This window comes from Paenibacillus pectinilyticus (assembly GCF_001700435.1).
Classification (GTDB): Bacteria; Bacillota; Bacilli; order Paenibacillales; family NBRC-103111; genus Paenibacillus_E; species Paenibacillus_E pectinilyticus.
The window spans coordinates 245,375-268,792 of sequence record NZ_LYPC01000027.1; the positions used below are offsets into that span (position 1 = coordinate 245,375).

Annotated in this window: 19 protein-coding genes; 13 read left to right on the forward strand and 6 right to left on the reverse strand. The window is 45.5% G+C overall.

What is annotated here, in order from left to right:
• Positions 1-109 precede the first annotated feature (109 nt).
• From corA to A8709_RS22850, 4 genes are all read left to right on the forward strand, one after another.
• Complete coding sequence (corA, locus tag A8709_RS22835; protein WP_065855490.1) at positions 110-1,039, forward strand: magnesium/cobalt transporter CorA; 930 nt, start codon at positions 110-112, stop codon at positions 1,037-1,039.
• A gap of 301 nt (positions 1,040-1,340) precedes the next feature.
• Positions 1,341-1,895 carry a DUF1003 domain-containing protein gene (locus A8709_RS22840; RefSeq protein WP_065855492.1) on the forward strand — a complete coding sequence of 185 codons (555 nt, stop codon included), beginning with the start codon at positions 1,341-1,343 and terminating at the stop codon, positions 1,893-1,895.
• A gap of 176 nt (positions 1,896-2,071) precedes the next feature.
• Positions 2,072-3,346, forward strand: coding sequence for a D-alanyl-D-alanine carboxypeptidase family protein (locus A8709_RS22845; RefSeq protein ID WP_065855494.1), 1,275 nt, complete (start codon positions 2,072-2,074; stop codon positions 3,344-3,346).
• A 38-nt stretch (positions 3,347-3,384) separates the two neighbouring features.
• Positions 3,385-4,188 (forward strand): polysaccharide deacetylase family protein, encoded by an 804-nt coding sequence (locus tag A8709_RS22850; RefSeq protein WP_244163292.1) that lies wholly within the window; start codon positions 3,385-3,387, stop codon positions 4,186-4,188.
• Positions 4,189-4,250: 62 nt separating this feature from the next.
• Here the strand turns inward: A8709_RS22850 and A8709_RS22855 are convergent, their stop codons facing one another.
• Positions 4,251-5,483: an aminopeptidase gene (locus tag A8709_RS22855; RefSeq protein ID WP_065855496.1), complete on the reverse strand. Its 1,233-nt coding sequence runs from the start codon at positions 5,481-5,483 to the stop codon at positions 4,251-4,253.
• A gap of 169 nt (positions 5,484-5,652) precedes the next feature.
• On the opposite strand from A8709_RS22855, the gene A8709_RS22860 reads away from it, so the two are divergent.
• Positions 5,653-6,585: a VanW family protein gene (locus tag A8709_RS22860; protein ID WP_065855498.1), complete on the forward strand. Its 933-nt coding sequence runs from the start codon at positions 5,653-5,655 to the stop codon at positions 6,583-6,585.
• A gap of 125 nt (positions 6,586-6,710) precedes the next feature.
• A complete protein-coding gene (uxaC, locus tag A8709_RS22865; protein ID WP_065855500.1) occupies positions 6,711-8,111 on the forward strand; it encodes a glucuronate isomerase in 1,401 nt (466 codons plus the stop codon).
• Positions 8,112-8,179: 68 nt separating this feature from the next.
• On the opposite strand, the gene A8709_RS22870 is transcribed toward uxaC, so the two are convergent.
• Positions 8,180-9,001, reverse strand: coding sequence for a helix-turn-helix transcriptional regulator (locus A8709_RS22870; RefSeq protein ID WP_167357154.1), 822 nt, complete (start codon positions 8,999-9,001; stop codon positions 8,180-8,182).
• A 162-nt stretch (positions 9,002-9,163) separates the two neighbouring features.
• Here A8709_RS22870 and A8709_RS22875 point away from each other — a divergent pair, with 162 nt between their 5' ends.
• Positions 9,164-10,450 carry a Gfo/Idh/MocA family oxidoreductase gene (locus A8709_RS22875; RefSeq protein ID WP_065855505.1) on the forward strand — a complete coding sequence of 429 codons (1,287 nt, stop codon included), beginning with the start codon at positions 9,164-9,166 and terminating at the stop codon, positions 10,448-10,450.
• A 21-nt stretch (positions 10,451-10,471) separates the two neighbouring features.
• Positions 10,472-11,503, forward strand: a complete 1,032-nt coding sequence (locus tag A8709_RS22880) for a dienelactone hydrolase family protein (protein WP_065855508.1) — start codon at positions 10,472-10,474, stop codon at positions 11,501-11,503.
• Positions 11,504-11,569: 66 nt separating this feature from the next.
• On the opposite strand, the gene A8709_RS22885 is transcribed toward A8709_RS22880, so the two are convergent.
• Positions 11,570-11,944 carry a YmaF family protein gene (locus tag A8709_RS22885; RefSeq protein ID WP_065855510.1) on the reverse strand — a complete coding sequence of 125 codons (375 nt, stop codon included), beginning with the start codon at positions 11,942-11,944 and terminating at the stop codon, positions 11,570-11,572.
• 133 nt (positions 11,945-12,077) lie between these two features.
• Positions 12,078-12,512, reverse strand: a complete 435-nt coding sequence (locus A8709_RS22890) for a methylglyoxal synthase (RefSeq protein ID WP_065855512.1) — start codon at positions 12,510-12,512, stop codon at positions 12,078-12,080.
• A gap of 386 nt (positions 12,513-12,898) precedes the next feature.
• Between A8709_RS22890 and A8709_RS22895 the strand changes: the two genes are divergently transcribed.
• Positions 12,899-13,525 (forward strand): SLOG family protein, encoded by a 627-nt coding sequence (locus tag A8709_RS22895; RefSeq protein ID WP_065855514.1) that lies wholly within the window; start codon positions 12,899-12,901, stop codon positions 13,523-13,525.
• Positions 13,526-14,380: 855 nt separating this feature from the next.
• Here the strand turns inward: A8709_RS22895 and A8709_RS35610 are convergent.
• Positions 14,381-14,806 carry a DUF6199 family natural product biosynthesis protein gene (locus tag A8709_RS35610; RefSeq protein WP_341833435.1) on the reverse strand — a complete coding sequence of 142 codons (426 nt, stop codon included), beginning with the start codon at positions 14,804-14,806 and terminating at the stop codon, positions 14,381-14,383.
• Between A8709_RS35610 and A8709_RS22905 the strand changes: the two genes are divergently transcribed.
• Genes A8709_RS22905 through A8709_RS22920 form a run of 4 tightly spaced genes read left to right on the forward strand, consistent with a single transcriptional unit; the run spans position 14,782 to position 20,368 of the window.
• Positions 14,782-16,851: a bifunctional aldolase/short-chain dehydrogenase gene (locus A8709_RS22905; RefSeq protein ID WP_065855517.1), complete on the forward strand. Its 2,070-nt coding sequence runs from the start codon at positions 14,782-14,784 to the stop codon at positions 16,849-16,851. The genes A8709_RS35610 and A8709_RS22905 overlap by 25 nt on opposite strands.
• Positions 16,852-16,879: 28 nt before the next feature.
• Entirely contained in the window at positions 16,880-18,100 is a 1,221-nt protein-coding gene (gene rhaI / locus A8709_RS22910; RefSeq protein ID WP_065855519.1) for an L-rhamnose isomerase, read from the forward strand.
• Positions 18,094-19,596, forward strand: a complete 1,503-nt coding sequence (gene rhaB / locus A8709_RS22915) for a rhamnulokinase (RefSeq protein ID WP_065855521.1) — start codon at positions 18,094-18,096, stop codon at positions 19,594-19,596. The genes rhaI and rhaB overlap by 7 nt, the downstream gene beginning before the upstream one ends.
• 10 nt (positions 19,597-19,606) lie before the next feature.
• Complete coding sequence (locus tag A8709_RS22920; protein ID WP_065855523.1) at positions 19,607-20,368, forward strand: DeoR/GlpR family DNA-binding transcription regulator; 762 nt, start codon at positions 19,607-19,609, stop codon at positions 20,366-20,368.
• A gap of 112 nt (positions 20,369-20,480) precedes the next feature.
• Here the strand turns inward: A8709_RS22920 and A8709_RS22925 are convergent, their stop codons facing one another.
• Positions 20,481-23,405, reverse strand: a complete 2,925-nt coding sequence (locus tag A8709_RS22925; RefSeq protein WP_065855524.1) for a cache domain-containing sensor histidine kinase — start codon at positions 23,403-23,405, stop codon at positions 20,481-20,483.
• Positions 23,406-23,418: the final 13 nt, after the last annotated feature.

The window sequence follows — 23,418 nt, forward strand, 5'->3', positions numbered from 1 at the left end:
CACAGATTATCTACCTGTTTAATGATACTATGGAAATGAAAGAATAAGGATCAAGTCGCTGTATAGGATACAGCGGCTTTTCATTTACTGAAAACTTGGAGGATTTTCTATGCTGATTTATAATCGCACGACGAATCAAACGACAACTGAAAAAGTGAGGAAACCTGCGGAAAACGAAATGGTTTGGATTCGCCTTCGTAATCCGGAGCCTTCAGAAACGCATCATATTCTTTCTGACCTGCTTGATTGTCATCATCTACTGGTAGAAGACGCAATGAAATTAAATCAACGTCCTAAAATGGATAAGTATAATAATAGTATTTTCATTTCATTTTTTGCGGTAAATACGGATTATGAGCCAATGGAAATTGCTTTGGTGGTCGGAAAAAACTATGTTGTCTCCGTGTATAAAGATGATATCCCCGTGTTAGACAGTCTTTATGAAGAATTCAAAGAAGTGGAAGGGAAGATGCAGTTCCCGGCCCAAATTCTTTATCATATCATGGATCGCTGTGTGGATGAATACGTTCAAATCGTTGATCAAATCGAAGATAAAGTAGAAACGTGGGAAGAAGTCATTTATCAAAATCCCTATTCCAAGATCTCCCGCGAAATCTTTCAATTCAAACGCATCACCCATAGTCTTCGCCGGGTTTTCGTTGAAGAAAGGGCAGTCCTCGGATCCATTAGCCATCAAAATTTGCCGTATTCTCACCCTGATGCAGATGTGTACTTTGTCGATATCTTCGATCATATTTCTCGGGTAGTGGATTCGATTGATATGTTCCGTGAGTCGATGACGGGCTTATTGGAAATGCAGATCAGTATGAAATCAGATCGTATGAATGAAACGATGAAAACACTTACGATCATCTCGACGATATTTCTGCCGCTAACCTTCATTGCAGGTATCTATGGGATGAATTTCAAAATTATCCCTGAGCTGAACTGGGATTATGGTTATTTGTATGTGTGGGGACTAATGGCAGCTATCACGCTGGGTATGGTCATTTTCTTCAAGAGGAAAAATTGGTTTTAAGAGCCTCATTTTGATTGTTTTAGCTCATTTTTTTATATGAAAACGTACAGTTTTTTTGTCGTGTACAAAATATAATGTATAGAGTATTATGATGAAGGCAATATCATTCAGGAAAAAAAAGGAGTTGAATTCTTTTTTATGGGTAGTCGAAATTCTAGTGAACCAGAGCCAGAAATACGATTCGGGGAAGTCATGATCACTAACTATCATTTGGAGGTTTGGTTACTTATAAAAATGGAATCAACCCTGAGGAAAAATGAATAACGGGTTTCCTGACTTCCTCATTTGAGGAGGAAGACCAATGAGCAAAAACTTTTATTTCAAAAAACAAGAGATTCAAAGTGATGCAAAAACGATACAAGGCTTTGATATTGAAATTAATCGCGATGATGCCAAACGGATTGATCGGCTCGTTGATAATTACGAAAGTAAAATCCTTTCGCACTTAGATGAAGAATATTTGCGGAAAACAACGTGGGCAGACCGAATCGCTGATCGAATAGCTTCATTCGGAGGCAGCTGGAAGTTTATCATATATTTCGCTCTCTTCCTAGCGATTTGGATCATCTGGAATCTGCTTCCATTCGCGCGGCATTTTGATTCACCGCCATTTATCTTATTAAATCTTTGCTTATCCTTTATTGCTGCCTTTCAAGCGCCGGTGATCATGATGAGTCAAAACAGGCAAGCGGCAAGAGAAAAGCATGAGTCCATTATCGATTTTGCTATCAATTATAAATCCGAGCAAGAAATTGACGATATGCAGAGCCATTTGCATCGGATTGAAGATGAACTCCTAGATTTAAAACGTCTCATTCTCGCTGCCCAAAGCAATCCAACAAAGCTGGATGCATAAACCATTTGTTTGTAAAACCATTTGTAATAAAAAAATAATTTGTTTTTCATCTTGCATTCATAAATCAATCCTATACTAAATGTGGAGAATCCGTTGTCCAGGGTTCTCCCTATTTATGATCAACTGCTCATAACCCTAATTGATAGATTAGTTGTGCTAGTGTAGGAGGAAATAGCGTGAGAATAGCCGTATTCGTGATGATGATGTTTTTCGTTTTGACAGGACAAATGGGTGTTGTGTATGGGGCGGAGAATCCTCCTGACATTTATAGCGGGACAGGTGTTGTTATTGATAGTTCGACAGGTGAAGTTCTCTATCAGAAAAATAAAGATGAACAAGCGTTTCCTGCTAGCTTAACGAAGCTCATGACGGCGATCCTCCTCGAAGATCATATGAATGATGGCGAATGGATGACGGCAAGCAAGAAAGCCACACAGCAAGAAGTGAGTAATTTTGTATTTAATTTAAAAATAGGCGAGCGCATGCAGAAGGAAGAAGCCTTAAAAGCTCTTCTGGTTATCTCGGCCAATGATGTAGCTATGATGATTGCTGAGCATATCGGCGGCGATGAGGCTTCATTTGCGGGAATGATGAATGCCAAAGCGGCTTCGCTTGGGATGATACATACGCATTTTGTCACACCGAACGGCTTGCACGATCCTCAGCACTATACGACAGCGAGTGATTTGGCGCTGTTAGCCAAAGAAGCCATGAAATATCCGGCGATTATGGAAGCCATGGGAACTGAGAAGACCGATGTGAGGACAGACCAGCGGCAGGTGTCCATTCGCGATCGCAGTCTTATTTTCAAGAATCCGCTAGCCTTGGGTGGGAAAACCGGATTTACGAACGAAGCACATAACACCCTTATTGAATATATGAAAAAAGATAATAAAACGGTCATTGCGGTTGTGATGAAATCGTCACGGAGTAATGAATATCAGGATGTAGAGACGATAGGCAACTATGGACTCGACCACATGGAAATTCTGCGAACGTTTCAAAAAGGGGAAATCGTCGGTGATACGACCTTCTATGGGGAGAGCGTTGAAGGTGCGCTTGGTAATTCCTGCCTGCTAACGAAGCGTAAAGGCGATGAGGCCGATTACACATATACACCTGTTTTCAAGGCATGGCAAAGTGGTCAAAACAGGGTTGAAGCTGGAGAAGTGATCGGGACCTATCAAATAAAGAAAAACGGAGAAACTCAAATGGAAATCCCTATCGTGTCTGTCAATGCCGTCACGCATAATGATCCTGAGCCGCTTTCCGTGATGAGTCAAAAGGTGGGTAGAACCACTTCTACTTCTACGTCCACATCTACATCCTCTTGGCGTTATGGCGTGGCAGTTGGTTTATTGGTTTTAGCCTACGGTTTATTGAAATGGAAGCAGAAGCGAAAGCAGCGTAAGCAGATCACGATATTCGCTGAAGATAAATACGGTGCCTAACCTCAATTGAGGGAATGTGAGAAAGAAGTGTCGAAGGAATGAAGCCAATCTCGAAAGTAATCATCCTACTCATGGTTATGGGGATAACAGGATGCAGCAAAGCTGTGCAGACAACAAGTATTGTAACTGTACCTAAAACAGAAGTTATAGCTCCTGTACAAGTAGAAGTACCTCAAATAGTGACAACGGAACATGTTGTTTCTGCTGCGGATCAGAAGGATGCTGCAGCAGCAGTGATCAATAACGTCAAAAAAGAAGGACTTAGAGTAGCTTTAACCTTTGATGACGGACCTGATGAGAAATATACGCCGCGCATACTGGATATCCTGAAAAAGGAACAAGTGAAAGCGACTTTCTTCGTCGTCGGAGAGCATGCGAAACAGCACCCGCAGATGATGAAAAAAATTGTGGATGAAGGACATGCGATCGGCAATCATTCCTGGGATCATCTCAATCTTGCTCAAGCGGCAACAGATAAGATTCAGAGTGAAATCAGTTCGACAGATGATGTAATCAAGCAAATTACGGGTGTAGCTCCCAAGCTGTTTCGCGCACCATATGGGGCAGTATCCCCTCAGGTTGTAAAAGAATCACAGGGCTCCGGACATCAGATTATCGGATGGTCTGTGGATACGTTAGATTGGGATGGTAAAAGTGTTGCACAAATTCTAGCTAACGTTAGAAAAGAAGTCAGTCCTGGCGCGATTATCCTGCAACACTTTGCAGGGGGGAAGCATGGGGATTTAAACAACACCGTACAAGCACTTCCGCAAATCATTGCCTATTTGAAGCAAAAAGGATACACTCTCGTGACGGTTCCTGAGCTGATTAGTGCGAAATAAGGTTCATTTATGAATAAAAGAGCTCGAAAAAGCAGCTATCTGCTTATTCGAGCTCTTTGTGTTTAAAATGCCCAATTCCCCTTGCGGAAGATCGGCTCTATCGTACCATCGGCATGCTCACCATCAATATCCATTTCAGCGGATCCGATCATAAAATCAACGTGAATCAGACTGTCGTTCAGTCCCGCTTCCAGTTGCTCCTCTTTGGTCATCTTCGTGCCGCCTTCAATACACGTCGGGAAGGCGCGGCCAAGGGCCAAGTGGTTTGAAGCATTTTCATCATACAACGTGTTGAAAAAGATTAAATTTGTGTTCGAGATCGGAGACACATGCGGTACAAGTGCGATTTCGCCGAGGAAGTGCGCGCCTTCATCCATTTCGATCATCGCTTGCAGCGATTCAAAGCCTTGCTCCGCTGTATAGTGCGTTACGCGGCCTTGCTCGAAGGTAATCGAGAAGTTATCGATCAAGCTGCCTTGATAGCTGAGTGGTTTCGAGCTGCGAACGGTTCCGTTCGTTCCCAATCGGTTAGGGGAAATGAATACTTCCTCGGTCGGGATGTTCGGATTGAAATCGAACCCGCCGGTTTCGTTCGTAGCAGAACCGCCGCGCCAGATATGCTGCGGTGGCAGTTCCACGCTAAGCGCTGTGCCGGGAGCGCGATAATGGATTTTGTGAAACTGCTTCGCATTCAATTGTTCACGTTTACTGCGAAGTGTCGCATTGTGCTCCTGCCAGGTTTGCACGGGGTTCTCTTGATCCACGCGAGTGGCTTCGAAGATCGCATCCCATAAGGCGCTGACCGCTGCCTGATCATCGAGATCAGGGAACACTTTTTGGGCCCACGCAAGCGAAGGCGCTGCGATGATCGACCAGGTCATTTTGTAGGAGGACATGTATTCTCGCCATTTGATCAGCTTTGGACCCGCCGCTTTCGCATTGGCAGCAATACGAGCAGGATCCACATCCTTGAGCAGCTCGGGGTTATCGGCATCGATCCAGAGATAGGCGCCGTTATTTTCGGCTAATTCGGTTAGGGCTTCAGCACGCCAAGTTGGGTATTCATTGAAAGAATCTTCGGGTGCGTAGGTATAGCGAATCTGTGTGCAGATTTCATCCTGCCATTCAATATGTACGTGTTTGGCGCCGGCTTCATAGGCTTTGCGGGAAATCAATCGCACGAAATCGGGGTGCCCAATTGGGGCGTTGATCCACAGGGATTGTCCGGATTGGATATTCAGCGCAACATGAACGGTAAGCTCAGCGTATTTCTCAAGATTTTGCTCAAAAGTCATTCGATATACCCTCCTTGTACACGGTCTTGCTTGCAGTTTATCGCGCTATGAACAGACTGTCAAATAATTTTTACCGTTAAAGAAATGAGACGTTTAGGGATATCCCTTAGTTGTTATTGTATGGAATTTTGACAATTGTTTACACTAAGGCAGGAGGTGAAGTGCGTTCATGCGTTATGAATGGTTAGTGGGCCTGCTGCTGCTTGCTCAGCCCAAGGATATGCCTTTTCAGCTAAAAGATAGCCCAAACGGCCATCAGACCGCTCAAATTCAGCGCGAGCCATACACGACACATCTCCTGGATGTGCCATTGGTGGATACACAGAAATTAGACCGTCTGGCTGAACAGATCGACAAAGCGATCTATCGCAAACCCGTCAACGCCATCATTAATGACAGCGGCGGCATTGTGAAGGAGGTTGCTGGTGTTAGACTAAATCGTCGTGCGTTTATCGAGCAATTCTATGGACACTATTATGCGGAGGGGCCGCTGAAGATGGAGCTTCCGCAACTAGCGATTTATCCGAAAGTGGACAGTGAGCTGCTTGCGAATATTCGTGTTCGTCCCATCGGCTATTATGTTACCTATTTTAATTCCAACAATCGACATCGCTTTACGAATCTCAAATTAGCTACACAGGCGATCAATAATTATGTCGTGCAGCCGAATGAGACGTTCTCTTTTAACCGTGTGGTGGGGGTTCGAACGCCGAGCAGGGGCTATATGCCAGCCAAGGTGATTGTAAGGGGGGAGTTCTCGGAAGGGATTGGAGGCGGTATTTGCCAAATCTCTTCAACGCTCTACAATGCTGTGGATCGAGCGGGACTCACAATTGTTGAACGGTATTCACACAGTCGGTCGGTGCCGTATGTGCCGCATGGAAGAGATGCTACTGTGAATTGGGGCGGGCCTGACTTCAGCTTCAGGAACGATTATAATCAACCGATTTTAATCCGCGCCCATACGATGCCTGGACAAGTGCACATTAGCATTACGTCTTCGGACGTCATTAATGTAAAGCAGCGAAATGTTCCTGGGGCAGCCAAAGTGATTCCAGAAGAAATTCAGTTGAATTCAGATGTAGGCATAGACCTGCCTTAACCCTTCTTGAGGTCAATATATGCATATTTCACGAAATTAAAGCACGAAATCACAAGATTTCATAGGGAATGGTTTGCTAATATAGAGGGCAGATCATTCAGCTTGAGAAGGGTGGAAATCGCTTTATGAAAACGTTTTTAGATGAGAATTTTTTACTTACGAATGAAACTGCTGTACATCTTTTTCATGAATATGCCAAAGAATTACCGATTATTGACTACCACTGTCATTTGAGCCCAAAAGAGATTTATGAAAATAAGCAATTCAATAACATAACGGAAGCTTGGTTATATGGTGACCACTACAAATGGCGGATGATGCGTGCCAACGGTGTAGATGAGTCCAAAGTGACGGGCGAAGCGAGTGATTATGATCGTTTCGTAGCTTGGGCCGCTACACTTCCTATGGCGATTGGCAATCCGTTATACCACTGGTCTCATATGGAGCTTCAAACGTATTTCGGCGTGAAAGACATTATCAATGAGCAGAATGCACCAGCAATCTGGGAAAAAGTAAATGCGAAGCTGGCTGAGGGGAACTCCCGCGCCCGCGACTTGATCACGAATTCCAAAGTTACGGTTATTTGTACAACAGATGATCCTGTAGATTCCTTGGAATACCATATCAAAATCAAAGATATTGAAGGATTCGATACGCAAGTATTGCCTTCTTATCGTCCGGATAAAGCGCTGGAAATCAACCGTGCGACGTTCCTTCCGTGGATTGCGCAACTAGAGAAAGCGGTTGGCACGCCAATTCGTACGTATGATGACTTGTTAGCAGGTCTAGAAAGCCGCGCTGTCTTCTTTGACTCCGTTGGTTGTAAAGTATCTGACCACGCGCTGGATTATGTGCCTTTTGCAGTGGGGACCAAAGAAGAAGTGGATGCGATCTTCGCGGCAGGACTTGCTGGTCAGTCAGTTAGCTTGGAAGATGAGAAGAAATACAAAGCATTCACATTGATCTTCTTAGGTGGCGTTTATAAGAAGCTGGATTGGGCGATGCAGTACCACATCAACGCTTCCCGTAACAACAATGGACATGCATTCGCAACGCTAGGTCCAGATACAGGCTTTGACTCTATTGGTGATGCTCCTGTAGCGAGCGCGTTAACGGGCTTGTTGTCTGCACTCGCTGTCGCCGATTCCTTGCCGCGCACGATTCTATATTCGTTGAATGCGCGTGACAACGAAATTCTCGCTTCTTTGATGGGCAGCTTCCAAGGCGATGGCATCGCTGGCAAAATCCAATTGGGCGCCGCATGGTGGTTCAACGATACCCGCGATGGTATGATCTCCCAGATGAAAACGCTGGGTAACTTCGGATTGCTGGGCCGTTTTGTCGGTATGCTGACGGACTCCCGCAGCTTCCTGTCCTATACGCGTCACGACTACTTCCGTCGGATTCTGTGTAACATGATAGGCGAGTGGGTCGAAGCGGGTGAATTCCCGAACGACGAGCAGCTGTTGAAACAGTTGGTTCAAGGGATTTCGTACAATAATGCGAAGCAATATTTTGGATTTTAATATAAGCTAACAAAACCCTTTGTGCGAGCTGAAGCTTGCATGAAGGGTTTTTTCGTTAGGTGATGAACTTACAACCCCAAATGCATCATTTTCCTACATTCCAATGGTGTCTGTGAAGTAACCTGCTTGAACACACGTCCGAAGTGCGCGACGCTGTCGAAGCCTGCCTGCTCGGCGATGTGAATCACCTTGAGCTTCGTTTCCCGGAGCAAACGCTGCGCCTCACGTATACGGAGATTGTTCAAGTATTCAACGAAGGAGAAGCCAGTCGTGTCCTTGAATGAGCGACAGAAATAACTGGGGCTAATATGAAACTTTTCGGAGATTAGTGCCAGTGTTAGTCGTTCGTTGAAATATTCATTGATGTAGGTCACAATCTCGAATATCTTCGGATTATAGCCCTGTGGCTGCTCTTCGACTGGACTAAGCTGATCCATAAGCCGCGTGCAGAAGATTAACAGCTGCGTGAGTAACGCTTTGCTATTCAGCTCCCAACCTTGCTGTTCCAGTTGTTTTTCCCGCAACAAACTGAAGAGCAGGTTCTCTATGAGCGTGCGATTCGCTCCGGAGAGCGAGAAAATATATTGCTTTTCGTGGAAAGGCGTGAAGGCAATGGCATACGTATCATCCCCTTTTGCAGCGATCCAGTGCTCTTCGAAGTTGATTAAGATGCGCTCGTGGGGACGATCATCCGCATCTAGCGTTTTGTGGAGTGTATGTTTATCTATAAATACGAGATCACCCTCTTGCATGGCATAGACGCGGTCTTGGATAAAATATTTGCGTTTGCCACTAAGTAGATAATAGATTTCATAATGGTCGTGAAAATGATTTACAAGCATCGTGTAGGGGTGTTCCCTGCGTAGTCGTTCAATCTCATAATGGATCAAGGTGGACACTCCTCTAGTTCGCATTCGTTCCTTCTATTTTACAGCAATATATGCAAGGAAATAAAGTGATTAGGTAATATTTGAATAGAAACACAACAAATATTGTATTAATCTTGCATTAAGCGATATTGAAGGTTCAATGACGAGAGGGGAAGCACTGATATGAACAAAACACGTTATGCAATTGTAGGTACCGGAGGACGGGCCGAATTTTTCTATGGATCTATGGTAAAAGACTTTCGAGATACATCGGAGCTAGTTGCGATTTGTGATATTAACCAAACGCGGATGAATTTTACGAACGATTTACTCGCGACGAAATATGAATACCATGCAGTTCCTACTTATAAAGCGGACCAATTCGAGGACATGATTCGTCAAGAGAAGCCGGATGCCATCATTGTCACGACGGTAGATCGCACACATCATACGTACATCATCCGAGCGATGGAACTAGGTTGTGACGTGATTTCAGAGAAACCGATGACGGTGGATGAGGAAAAATGCCAAGAAATTCTTGACGCCATTAAACGTACAGGTCGTCAATTGCGTGTGACGTTCAACTATCGCTACGCACCGCACAACACGAAGATTCGTGAACTTATTATGGACGGCACCATCGGTGATGTGCATTCCGTGCATTTCGAGTGGCTGCTCAATACTGAGCATGGCGCTGATTATTTCCGCAGATGGCATCGCGATAAGCGCAATGGAGGCGGATTGCTTGTTCACAAGTCAACACACCATTTTGACTTGGTTAACTTCTGGTTGGGGACGCAGCCAGAGACGGTTTTTGCCATGGGAGACCTCATGTTCTATGGGAAAGCGAACGCGGAGAAACGCGGAGAAACGAAGTTCTATCAACGTGCTACAGGGAACGCCTATGCGAAAGAAGATCCGTTTGCGCTTCATTTGGACTCGAATGAACATCTGAAAGGGCTATATTTGGATGCGGAGCATGAGGATGGTTATCAACGTGATCAGAGCGTTTTTGGCGACGGGATCTCCATTGAAGATACGATGGGCGTCATGGTACGCTATAAAAATAAAGCGATTCTGACGTATTCCTTAAATGCGTACTTGCCTTGGGAAGGCTTTAATGTGAACATAAACGGCAGCAAAGGCCGGATTGAAATGAAAGTTGTTGAGAAATCTTACGTAAACGCAGGCGGCGAGAAAGCGGATGAGGGCGCGTTGAAATCGAAGTCGATTACCGTCTTCCCAATGTTCGCAGCGCCTTATCAAGTGGAGCTTGAAGAAGGTGTTGGCGGTCACGGTGGTGGGGATCCTGTATTGTTGAAGGATATTTTCGACAAACCATCGGATGATCGATTCAACCGTGCGGCTTCCCATGTGGATGGGGCGATGTCGATTCTAACAGGGATTGCAGGTAATATTTCACTTCGTACGGGTCAGCCAGTTGCGGTTGATAAGCTGGTGAAATTTTAGCAGGTGACGGAGGGAAGATAGATGTGGAGTCCGGACGCAAGTATGGAAGGGCTGTATCGAGCATACGAGCGGAAGCGAGAGAAACAGCGCGCTGAATGGGCAGAGCAAACAAAGGAAGAGCAGCGAAAGCGGCTGGTTCATTCATTGGCTGTACCCATGGAAGAACTGGACGAGCTTCGTCCCGTTCTTCTAGAACGCGTTGAGCTCGAGGATCATATCCGTGAACGTGTCGAGTTCGGGACATTCTGGGGCTTCCGTGTTCCTGCTTATGTACTGCTGCCCAAAGGCGTAGTTGGCAAATCAGCTGCTGTGTTGGCTCTGCATGGACATGGCTACGGCAGCAGACAGATCGTGGGTTTGAACGCAGATGGCACAGATCACATTGGCGAGTCGGATATTCACGGTAATTATGCGCTAGAAATGGTGAGGCGTGGCTTTGTGGTTATCGTACCTGAGGTCTTGGGATTCGGAGATCGCCGTTTGGAGGCTGATCAGCGCTCGGGGCAAGTCGGTAATTCCTCGTGCCAAACACTGGCGTCGCATCTTATGCTTTATGGTGTTTCAATTGCTGCTGTGCGTGTTCAAGAAGCCCGGCGAGCATTGGATTATCTCATGACGCGTGAGGAAGTAGATGTGAATCGCATGGGATGTTTTGGATTCTCAGGAGGCGGATTACTTGCTGCGTATACCGCGGCTTGTGATGAGCGCATTCAGGCTGCAGTCCTTTGTGCTTTTACGAATACATTCAAAGGCAGCATCATGTCTATTCATCATTGTATCGATAACTATGTACCAGGTGTGCTTGATTATGCAGAGCTTCCTGAATTGGTGGGCTTACTTGCTCCGCGTCCGCTGTTCATTGCGTCAGGCAGGCAGGATCCGATATTCCCGATTGCAACGGTGGAAGCGGCTGTCTCTTATTTGAAACAGGTATATCAAAAAGAGGGAGTTGGGGAACGCTTAGGCGTTCATCTGTACGAAGGTGTTCATGAGGTGAAAGGTGATCAGGCATATCCTTGGCTGGTTGAGGCCTTAATGGGGAATGAATCTTGACCTCTATATAGGTCTAAAAGATGAAGACTACTGAGATTATTCAGTAGTCTTTTTTGAGCGGACTTTTTAAACTTTCTGACGTACGATACGCTCGATGATCAATTTGTACCCGACCATTCCACCGATACGAATGTTGCCCGTTGTTCTGCCGGAGATGACGTGGCGATGTCCATTTGCAATATTGGTGGTAATTTGAAAGCGATGAAAATGGTTCGGACCTACACCGATGTTGAGGCCAGTTCGCCCAGAGTAGGAATGACGATGCCCATCTGCTGTTGTCGTAATGCCTTGAAACGTATGACGATGTCTGCCATCCTCGGGGATTACGATATCCGATAAATTACCGAATGAATGCCGATGATTTTGTACGAGAGATGTCAAACCCTCCATGCGATGTCTGAATTGTACGGGCCCGCCAGATCCTTGCTTGATTTTTGTCATTATATATCATCCTTTCAAGAAGAGATAATATAAGGTATGCAAATCAATGTGGACTGGCTTGGTCGTAAGGTTAGTTAATCACAGAAAAGTTCGCACTTGAAAAATAGATTGCTAGACATCCTGTTTATAATTATTAGTTGTTTTCTGTTCCATTCAATCGTGGGGAATCATATTTTCGTATTTCTTCGCGCCAAGAGAGGAAGCCGCTTTCCATGGCTCTAATTAGCATTTCTGCTGTGCCTACATTGGTGGCGAGAGGAATCTGTTGCACATCACAGAGGCGAAGAAGAGCAGTAATATCTGGTTCATGACCTAATGCGGAAATCGGATCACGGAAAAAAATGAGTAAATCAATGTCATCCATTGCGATCATTGCGCCGATTTGCTGATCACCACCGAAGGGGCCGGAACGTAACCGAATCACTTCGAGCTTAGCGGCCTCACTGATTCTTTTTCCCGTAGTTCCTGTAGCGTAAAGCTGGTGTTTTTGAAAAATATGCTTATAAGCAATAACGAAGTCGACAAGCAAATTTTTGTATACATCATGCGCAACGAGTGCAATATTCATTTCTCTTCGCCCCTTTATGTTATGTAATCTGACGTAATCCATTTGTGTTAAGATCAAAATATCGCAGTTTTGTGAAAAATTCAATCATTATTTTGAAAAATTCAGTCAATTAACTGTCTTTATGTCGTGGTTGTGAATATTAATGTTATGTAATATGACATATAAGTTCGTGAACAAGAACCCTAAACATAAAAAATGAAAGAAATATAAAAAATGAAAGAAATATAAAAAATGAAAGAAACATAAAAAATGAACAAAAAAAGAAACATGAAAAAAGAAACAAAAAAAGAAAGATACAACATATCGGGAGTAAGAACGCGCGCGCCTTCCTAATTATGACTATGTATGCTAACCTGATAGGACGATCAACAAAGAGGTGAGTTTGTTTGAAACGAATTTTAATCACGGGATATAAAGCCAATGAGCTTGGCATTTTCTCGTTGAAGCATCCGGGTATTCCGATTATCAAAAAAGCGATTCAAAAGCGGCTCATCGCCTTGTTGGATGACGGACTAGAATGGGTTGTTGTGAGTGGTCAATGGGGTGTCGAGCTTTGGGCTGCTGAAGCTGTGCTGGATCTGCGAGAGAGCACCCATCCTGAGCTGAAGCTTGCTGTGATCACGCCATTTCTGGAACAGGAAGAGAAGTGGAGTGACGACAAGAAAGGGTGCTACGCGAGCGTTATGCAGCGCGCCAACTATGTAAACAGTATAACGAAGACCAAATATGAGGGGCCTTGGCAGTTCAAAGAACGGGACAAGTTCCTGCTCCGAAACTCGGATGGCATCCTGCTTGTCTATGATGAAGAGACAGAGGGCTCACCGAAGTTTATGAAGCTGCAAGCAGCACAAATTGCGGCGCATCATGCTTATCCGATCATGACAATCAATGCCTTTGATTTGCAAAATGTAGCCGAGGACGAGCAAGGAGACTACGGTAGTGACATGCAGGAAGACATGGCTGGCGAGTCGCACAGTGGCGGAGATAAGTGGCATTTTGATGATGATATCTAATGTGAAAAGACGCACGTCGGGTCAATTGACCTGATGGGCGTCTTTTGTTTTGGTCGCAAGTCGATAGAATCGATTTAAAGGTGCGCGAGAGTGAGGGTAGGCGGGTTGCAAGTCGATAAAATCGACTTAATGGTGGGCAAGAGTGAGGGTAGGCGGGTCGCAAGTCGATTAAATCGTCATAATGGTGCGCGAGAGTGAGGGTAGGCGGGTTGCAAGTCGATCAAATCGACATATTGGTACGCGAGAGTGAGAGTATGCGGGTTGCAAGTCGATAAAATCGACATAATGGTGCGCGAGAGTGAGAGTTGGTGTGTCGTAAGTCTATAGAATCGACATAATGGTGCGCGAGAGTGAGGGTAGGCGTGTCGTAAGTCGATAAAATCGACATAATGGTGCGCGAGAGTGAGAGTAGGGGGGTTGCAAGTCGATCAAATCGACATAATGGTGCGCGAGAGTGAGAGTAGACAAGTAGCTAGTCGGAAAACCCGAGCAACTGGCACGCGAGAATATCAATTAGTGCGTACTTAGCCGGAAAACAAGAGTAACTGGCACGCGATATTGTCAATTGGTGCGTACTTAGTCGGAAAGCCCGAGTAACTGGCACGCGAGAATGTCAATTGGTGTGTAATTAGTCGGAAAACCCGAGCAACTGGCACGCGAGAATGTCAATTGGTGTGTAATTAGTCGGAAAACCCGAGCAACTGGCACGCGAGAATGTCAATTAGTGTGTACTTAATCGGGAAATCCGAGTAACTGGCTTGCGATATTGTCAATTGGTGCGCAATTAGTCGGAAAACCCGACTAACCCCCGCGCTGCGGCGGCAAAAGCAAGGAACGCAGCTCCAAGCTTATATTTCAAAATAACAAAGGTAAAAAGACAAAAAGAAACACAATCAAAACAATAACCGAAGAAATTCGGCTCATTAGCAGATAAGCGTCACTGGGTTCGGAGTCCCCTTTGACCATCCAGCCATACCTCATGTACCAGCCGAACCTGGGGTAGAAAATGTTGAGAATAGCGATCGCAACAAACAGAATGCTGAAGAAAATCATTCGAATCATCTCCTTTCTTCTATATACGGCGGGCACCGAAAACTGTTTCTGTTTCTTTATAAAACAAACATAAAAATAATTATTCAAAAATAAACAAAGATATGATAAGATGAAACCATCAAAAACAAACACATACTCATGGGATGTAGAGCGGTGAGACTTTGGTCTACGCTCAAAGATCCCTATATCTGGAGGGTACTTAAATGGTTGCGAATTTATGGGAAGCATCAAAAGCGAATGCAATATCGAAAGGCGTAGAGGAAATTGTGTATCGTTCTAATTTATTAGGAACGGATCGCGCTGTTTGCAACTGGGGCGGCGGCAACACCTCTTACAAAACGATCGAGAAGGATTTCCGTGGTCGCGATGTAGAAGTGATGTGGGTCAAAGGGAGCGGTTCTGACCTTGGAACGATGAAAGCAAAGAATTTCACAGGTCTTCGCATGGAAGATATTCGTCCATTGATCGAGCGCGAAGAAATGTCCGACGAAGAAATGGTTGCTTACCTTGCGAACTGTATGATCGACAGCAAACATCCGCGTGCTTCCATTGAGACGCTTTTACATGCTTTCTTGCCATTCAAAAACGTAGACCATACGCATCCAGATGCGATTATCTCGCTCTGCTGCGCACATAATGGACCTGAGCTTGCCAAAGAAATTTATGGCGATCGTTTCGTGTGGGTACCTTATGTACGTCCTGGTTTTACACTTTCCAAAATGATCGCAGACGGCGTTCGCAACAATCCGAAGGCTGAGCTTGTTCTAATGGAGAAGCATGGTCTTGTAACTTGGGGCGAAACGTCCGAAGAAAGCTACCTCAAAACCATCGCTATCATTAATGAAGCAGCAAGCTTCATCGAAGCTCGCGTGAACGAAGCGAATTTGTATGGCGGATCCAAATATGAATCCCTTAGTGCAGAAACTCGCAGCGAGATTCTAGCTCAAGTTCTTCCCATCGTTCGCGGTGCAGTAAGCAACGAGAAGAAAATGATCCTTACCATTGACACTGAGGCTGATGTCATCCAATTCGTAAACAGCCGTGATGCAGCAGTTCTTTCCCAAGTAGGAGCAGCTTGCCCGGATCACCTTGTTCACACGAAAATGAAGCCATTATATATCGACTGGAATCCGACAACTGGTGACGCAGCATCTTTAACAGAAGCTTTGAAAGCAGGAATCGAAGCTTACAAAGAAGAGTACAAAGCCTATTTTGACCGTAACAAAAATGAAGGCGACGTTATCAACGAAGCTGCTCCGCGTGTTATCCTTATTCCAGGTATTGGGATGATCAACACAGGCAAAAGCTGGGCAATGGCTCAAATTAGCGGCGCACTTTACCGACGTGCAATTTCCGTAATGAGAGGCGCAACTGCGCTTGGGAATTTCGTTTCATTAAGTGAAAATGAATCTTACAACGTGGAATACTGGCCTCTTGAACTTTATAAATTAACTTTAGCTCCAGCAGAAGCTGAATTCTCCCGTCAAGTTGCGTTCATCACTGGCGGCGCGGGCGGTATCGGAAGTGTTACAGCTCGTCAATTCCTCAAAGATGGCGCGCACGTTGTGCTTGCTGACCTGAACCTTGAAGGTGCACAGAAGTTAGCCGTAGAACTTAATGAACAATATGGAGAAAACAGAGCGATTGCTGTTCGTATGGACGTAACGAAGGAAGAAGAAGTAGAAGCAGCATTCCGCGAATCCATTCTTAGCTATGGCGGTATTGATATTATCGTGAATAACGCAGGTCTTGCGACTTCGAGTCCTTTTGACGAAACATCGTTGAAAGAATGGAACTTGAACATGAACGTGCTAAGCACAGGGTACTTCCTTGTTGCAAGAGAAGCGTTTAAAATTATGAAAAAGCAAACGATCGGCGGCAGCATGGTATTCGTTGGTTCCAAAAACTCCGTATTTGCTGGGAAAAATGCATCCGCATACTCCACGGCCAAAGCGGCAGAGATTCACTTGGCTCGTTGTATCGCAGCAGAAGGCGGCGAATTCGGTATTCGCGTGAACTCCGTATTGCCAGATGCGATTCTACAAGGTTCCGCGATTTGGAACTCCGGCTGGCGCAATGAGCGTGCTGCTGCTTACGGCATCGAACCAGACCAACTGGAAGAGCACTACCGCAAAAGAACGACGTTGCTTGTTAACATTTTCCCGAAAGATGTGGCAGAAGCTATCGTATACTTCGCTTCATCTAAAGCGGCGAAAACAACAGGTTGCATGATCACAGTTGACGGTGGCGTACCTGCTGCCTTCACACGCTAATAATCACCTAATAGGAGGCAATAAACCGATGAGCGATAAAGCCTACGCATTATTTGAAGAACAACAAACCCTTAGAGGTATCGATATTGCAGCTGTAAAAGAGAAGCTAAAAGCCCTTAAAGTTGAGACGCCTTCATGGGGCTACGGGGATTCAGGCACACGTTTTAAAGTTTACCAACAAACAGGTGTTCCGCGTAATCCTTTCGAGAAATTCGAAGATGCGGCGCAAGTGCACAAGCTGACGGGTGTTTGCCCGTCGGTTGCCATCCACATCCCATGGGACAAAGTAGACGATTACGCGAAGCTGAAGCAGCATGCGACTGATCTAGGAGTATCCATCGGTGCGGTGAACCCGAACCTTTTCCAAGAAGATGATTATATCTTCGGAAGTGTAACGAACTCGAACGCTGCGATTCGCCGTAAAGCGACGGATCATTTGCTGGAGTGCGTGGATATCGCCAAAACAGTAGGCTCCGATGTGCTCAGCCTATGGTTCGCAGACGGCTCCAACTACCCAGGTCAAGTGGACATCAGAGCGCGTAAAGCATGGATGTATGAGTCACTGAAAGAAATGTACAATGCGATGTCACCAAGTATGCGCATGTTGATCGAATACAAGTTCTACGAGCCAGCGTTCTATCACACGGATCTAGCTGACTGGGGCATGGCGTTCAATTTGGCGAACAAATTAGGTCCGCAAGCTGAAGTGCTCGTGGATACAGGACATCATCCGCAAGGAACGAACATCGAACACATCGTGACGTACTTGTTAGACGAGAATAAACTAGGCGGTTTCCACTTCAACTCCCGTAAATATGGGGATGATGATCTGATCGTTGGATCCGTGAATCCGTATGAATTATTCCTTATTTTCTATCAAATCATTGATGCAGCGAACGACAAGAATCCACTGATTCGTAAAGCATCTGACAATATTGCTTATATGATCGATCAAAGTCATAACATCGAGCGTAAAATCCCAGCGATGCTTCGCTCTGTACTTAACGTACAAACGCAATACGCGAAAGCGCTTCTGATCAACCTAGAAGAAGTTCGTGCTGCTCAAGAAAATCAAGATGTTCTGGGTGCTGAAGATGCGGTTCGTAAAGCTTTTGAATTCGATGTAACGCCTCTGCTTCAAGCAGTTCGTGAAGAAATCGGGGTGCCGGTTGATCCGATGAAAGCTTACTTGGCAAGCGGCTACGACGAGAAAATTAATGCGCGAGGCAAAGGCGGTGCAAGCTGGTGAGTACCTCTTCGGCAGTTCTAGCCTTTGATTTGGGAGCAAGCAGCGGCAGAGCGATCGTCGGACGTCTTGATTCTGAAGCGGGCCGGATCACGATCGAGGAAGTTCACCGCTTTTCGAATGATCCTGTGCAGGTGGGCAACCACCTGCATTGGGACATTTTGCGGCTGCTTCATGAGCTGAAGCAAGGCATTTTACAAACGAAGCATCATGGATATTCCGATATCGAGAGCTTGGCGATTGATTCGTGGGCTGTCGATTTTGGACTCCTTGCTTCGAATGGTGAGCTGCTGGGTAATCCTTATCATTATCGCGACCACCACACAGATGGCATCATGGATAAAGTGATAGATGGAATAGGTCGTGAAGAGCTGTATGCCGCTACTGGGCTGCAGTTTTTGCAATTCAATTCCATTTTCCAGCTGGTTGCGTTAAAAGAAAATAATCCCGAACTGCTTGATCGTGCGGCAACATTTCTGATGATCCCAGATCTGCTTCGCTATTTCTTAACTGGCGAAAAACATAGTGAATACACGAACGCGACGACGACCCAGTTGTATAATGCGACTAGCTTAACATGGGATGCATCGCTCATCGAGCAATTAGGACTTCCTGGACAGATTTTCTTGCCGCCCGTTGCTTCGGGTACACAAGTGGGGGCATTGAGCCCAGCCATTTGCGAGGAACTGGATGTTCCTTCCATTCCCGTCTACACTGTTGGCGAGCATGATACCGCCTCAGCAGTTGTTGCTGTTCCTGCCTTAGATGATAACTTTGCTTTCCTTAGCTGTGGAACATGGTCGTTGCTAGGGACAGAAACGAGCGCTCCTGTCCTAACGGAACAAGCGCTAGCTTGGAATTTCACGAATGAAGGCGGCGTCTATGGGACGAATCGCTTATTGAAGAACATCATGGGCTTATGGCTCATTCAAGAATGTAAGCGGACATGGGAAAAGGAAGGGAAAACTGCCAGCTTCGCTGAACTCGTGAAGCAGGCGGAAGTCGTGAAGCCTTTTCAATTCTTCATTGATCCGGACGATGATATGTTCCTCAATCCGGCACATATGCCGAAGCAAATCCAACAATTTTGCCGCGACACTGGGCAGACTGTGCCTCAAACCGATGGAGAGATAGTACGTTGTATTATGGAAAGCCTAGCGTTGAAATATCGCTTTATTTTGGAGCGTACCGAGCAGCTTTCAGGCACAACGTATCGTGGACTACACATCGTTGGCGGCGGCATCCAGAACGAGCTGCTCTGCCAATTCACGTCGAATGCCACACAACGTGAGGTATGGGCGGGTCCCGTAGAGGGTAGTGCCTTAGGTAACCTTGTAGTACAATGGATAGCACTAGGGTATATCGCGAATCTACGCGAAGCCAGGAAACTGATTCGGAATTCGTTCCCAGTCAAAACGTATCAGCCAGAGGATGGCGCGGGTTGGCAGGCGGCGTATGCAAGTTTTTGTCTGGTGGCCTCCCGATCGACGGTGAAATGAGGGGTTAACGATGCTGGTAGCAGAAAGATGGCAGAGAATCGTCCAATTGGTAAATGAAAGAGGAAGCATCCGGGTGACCGAGCTGAGCGAACTGTGCCAAGTTACGGAAGAAACGATTCGACGTGACTTGGATCGGTTAGAGGCTGAAGGCAAGCTTATGCGCAGCCACGGCGGTGCGGTAAGCGTGAAAGAAGCACAGACCGAAGTTCCGTTCATGGAGCGGGAGACGGCGCACGCGGATTTTAAGAATCGTATTGCGAAGGAAGCGGTCTCGCATATTCAGGAGGGGGACCGCATCATTCTTGATGCGAGTACCACGGCTTGGTATATGGCGAAAATGATTCCCGATATGGCGATTACGATCATCACCAACTCGATGAAGGTTGCCTTGGAAGTAAGCGGCAAAGAGAAGATTCAAGTGATCTCCACTGGCGGCTTACTCTCTCCAAAGTCTTTATCCTACGTGGGACCATTATCGGAGAGATCCTTGGATATGTACCATGCGCATAAGCTGTTTCTCTCGTGCAAAGGTGTCCACGTACAGCGCGGCATCAGTGAGTCGAACGAGCTTCAAGCGCTGATTAAGCGCAAAATGATCAGCATCGCAGACGAAACTTATCTGCTGGCTGACCATAGTAAATTCGGTATGCAAGACTTAACACAGGTTGCAGATTGGTCCGATATTCAACACGTCATTACGGACAGACTGACAAGTAAAGACGCGCTGGCACGTATTCGTGAAAAAGGCGTGAATGTGCGTCAGTTAGATTAACAGACTATGTGTAACTAGATGATAAGAACAATCAAAAACCCAGTCCAAACACGATAATAAAGTGTGTGGACTGGGTTTCGTTCATTCGTGATATGGGAATGTATGTTCTAAACTAATTCTGATCAACCGACAATGATTGCGTAAACGTATCACCCTCTGACAGCACGGGCAGATGGAGCCGTACGAGCGTTCCTTTGCCAGCCTTGCTGTCGATATCCCAGGAATAGTGTTCGCCAAAATACAAATTCAACCGTTGGAACACATTTATCAGACCAATACCGGTATGATTGGACTCCCTTTGATCTTCTTCAGTCGAACGCAACCGCTGTAATTGTTCCTCACTCATCCCCATGCCATTGTCGAGAATTTCGATATGCATATGGCTTCCTTCGATATACCCCTTGATCATCAGCAATCCGTCAGCTTCCATAGGGTCCAAGCCGTGGACGATGGCGTTCTCTACGATAGGCTGCAAGATCAATTTGACAGTTAAGGAATATTGTAATTCCTCCGAGACATTCCAAATAATATGGAATCGATTCTTGGCTCTGATTTTTTGAATCCGCAAGTACTGCTCTAGGTGGTCAAGTTCGTCGGTCATTGGAATGAGACCGCTTTTTTTACTAATGCTCACTCTAAAAAACTGCCCCAGCGCGGTAGTCATTTCAACGATCTCTTCAGCGCCTTGCCGGAAAGCCATCCATTTAATCGATTCCAACGTGTTGTATAGAAAGTGGGGATTGATTTGCTGCTGCAGCGCATGAAGCTGAGCTTCCTTCTCGAGAAACATAAGCTCTTTCTCGCGAATCTTCGATTGATAATTCTCAGTAATTAACTCATTTAAACGTTTGATCATATTGTTAAAATGCCGGCTTAAACTGCCAATTTCATCTCGTCCTTTGTGATTCATACGTGCTTCGAAGTTTCCTGTGTTCACTTCATGCATCAAGTCTTGGAGTTTACGCAGCGGTTTGCTGATTAGGCCTGAGATCACGGTTGCTATCAGCAGGATCAAGATACCGAATAGGGCGAAGAAGGCAGCGCCGTACCAGATCAGATGATACACCTTTTTCTTAAGCTCGGCAGAGGGGACAATCCCTACCATTTTTACACCAAAATAAGACGCTGTGTCGTAGAAAACCATATATCGGTTGCTGCCCACAGTTTTGAACGTTGAACCGCTCTTCTGCTGCATCATCTCGGATATGAGGGGGTCATCTTTCTGCAGCACATGTGATGTGAGATCGTCGTTGTCATGGGAGAGAATGGTGCCGCTCTGATCAATCAAGAAGAAATAACCGGAGTCTCCGATGCGAATGGTGCGAAATATATTGTTCAGCATGTCTTGTTCTACATTAACAATCAAATAGCCAAGTTGGGAGCCAAGGTTCCCAGCGCTGGAGCTGCTGATTTTTCTGGCAAATGTAAGCACCGGCGTCATGTATAAATTGCGATACGTTCCGATCAACTGCAGCTCACCTGAGCTATGATCAAGTCTTTCAAAGACGCGCGGATCCGTTTTCGAAATGGGAACGGTGCCCGCATACATGCCCGTATAAATGCGGTCACGCGTTTGGTTATAGAGCTCCATGGAAAGAAACTCTCTTTTCCGCTGCTTGACATTGCCGAATTGAAGTTCTAACAGTGTCATATCCGAAGGCTGCAAAGTAGCCTCTTCTGACTTGCGCATCGTTTGTTGGACATCAGGATGGAAAATGAGCTGCTGCGTCAATCTGTCGTAGCTTTTCAGACTATAATCAATATTTCGTTTGACTTGCTGTACCGTGCTTTCAGTAAATTGCATCACCTTATGCTGATAGTTGTCATAATGCACATAAGTCAGCAGCAGGACGAACAGTAGGTTCGGCACAAAGGTAGTTAGAATGAAGTACGCAATTAACTTCCAACGCACGCTAAAATTCGGAAAGCTTATGTGCGGTTCGATTGCCGAACGCTCATTTAAAGCAGCGAATCCCGTGGAAAGCCCTTGTGTTAATTCCAGCAGCGGTTTGGATAGCGTACCTGCAAACCAGAACGACAAGATCATGACAAAGATAAGTGATCCCAAACCGAATAGGAAAATAAAGGTGTGCGTTCCGCTAGTACCGGTAACGATCGATGTGATCGGATATTCACTCATGAGTTCAAAGGGATAGGATGACATCTGAAAATGAGTAACGAGCACCTTATTTCCGTTCCTCTTCATGACTTTATACGAAGCATTGTCCGATTGTTCGGATAAAGTAGGGAAGAAGTCTTCGGGCAGACCAACTGTATGATTACTCCAAATGGACTGGTGTTGATTCGTCAGCATAAACAGCGTTTCATCAATGTCAGAGCTATTGAATACTTCTTTAGCGAATTCTGGAACGTTAAATGTCACCACGATGGTGCCGATCGTTTCATTTTCCAGGCGAATTGGCCGGTAATAAGCAATGCGATGATCAAGCATGTTCGTAAGCATTTTTTCATCTAAACCCTTGGTGAGAGATGAATCTAAGGATGCAGCGTAGAAAGGTACACCTTCCTGTTGTTTGTAGAGTAAAGTTGCAGCACTTTCATTCAGCCAATGCGTAAACTTGAAATCGGTTCCGGCGAATTTGCCGCCATTATCATATTCATACAGATAAACAAGATCGTTTTTACCTAGTATCATAATTTTGTCGATATAATCATGGTATAACAACGTATCATTGATTTCGCTCGTCAGTGTCTGAACCCTTTGGCCAATTTGAAAGAAATCGTTCTGGGTAAATGGCTCGTTGACGGCCTTTTGTATCGAGGGTTCATTAACTAGCTTATTCGTATTGGCATCCAGATCTGCGAATAGAGATTTGAAGTAATTGGCCGTTTGTTTAAATTCATTGACTTGGTATTCTGCTTTTTCTTGTACAATAAGTCGACTCACGAAGGATTCGGATAGCCAATAAAAGGTGGAGGCTAACGTCAATGTGAGCAGTACGGAACAGAACAGCAGTTTTTTGCGAATCGAATGATCATAGAGTAAGCTTAACAAAATCTGCTTCAATCGTTCCATGTTGACACCGCTT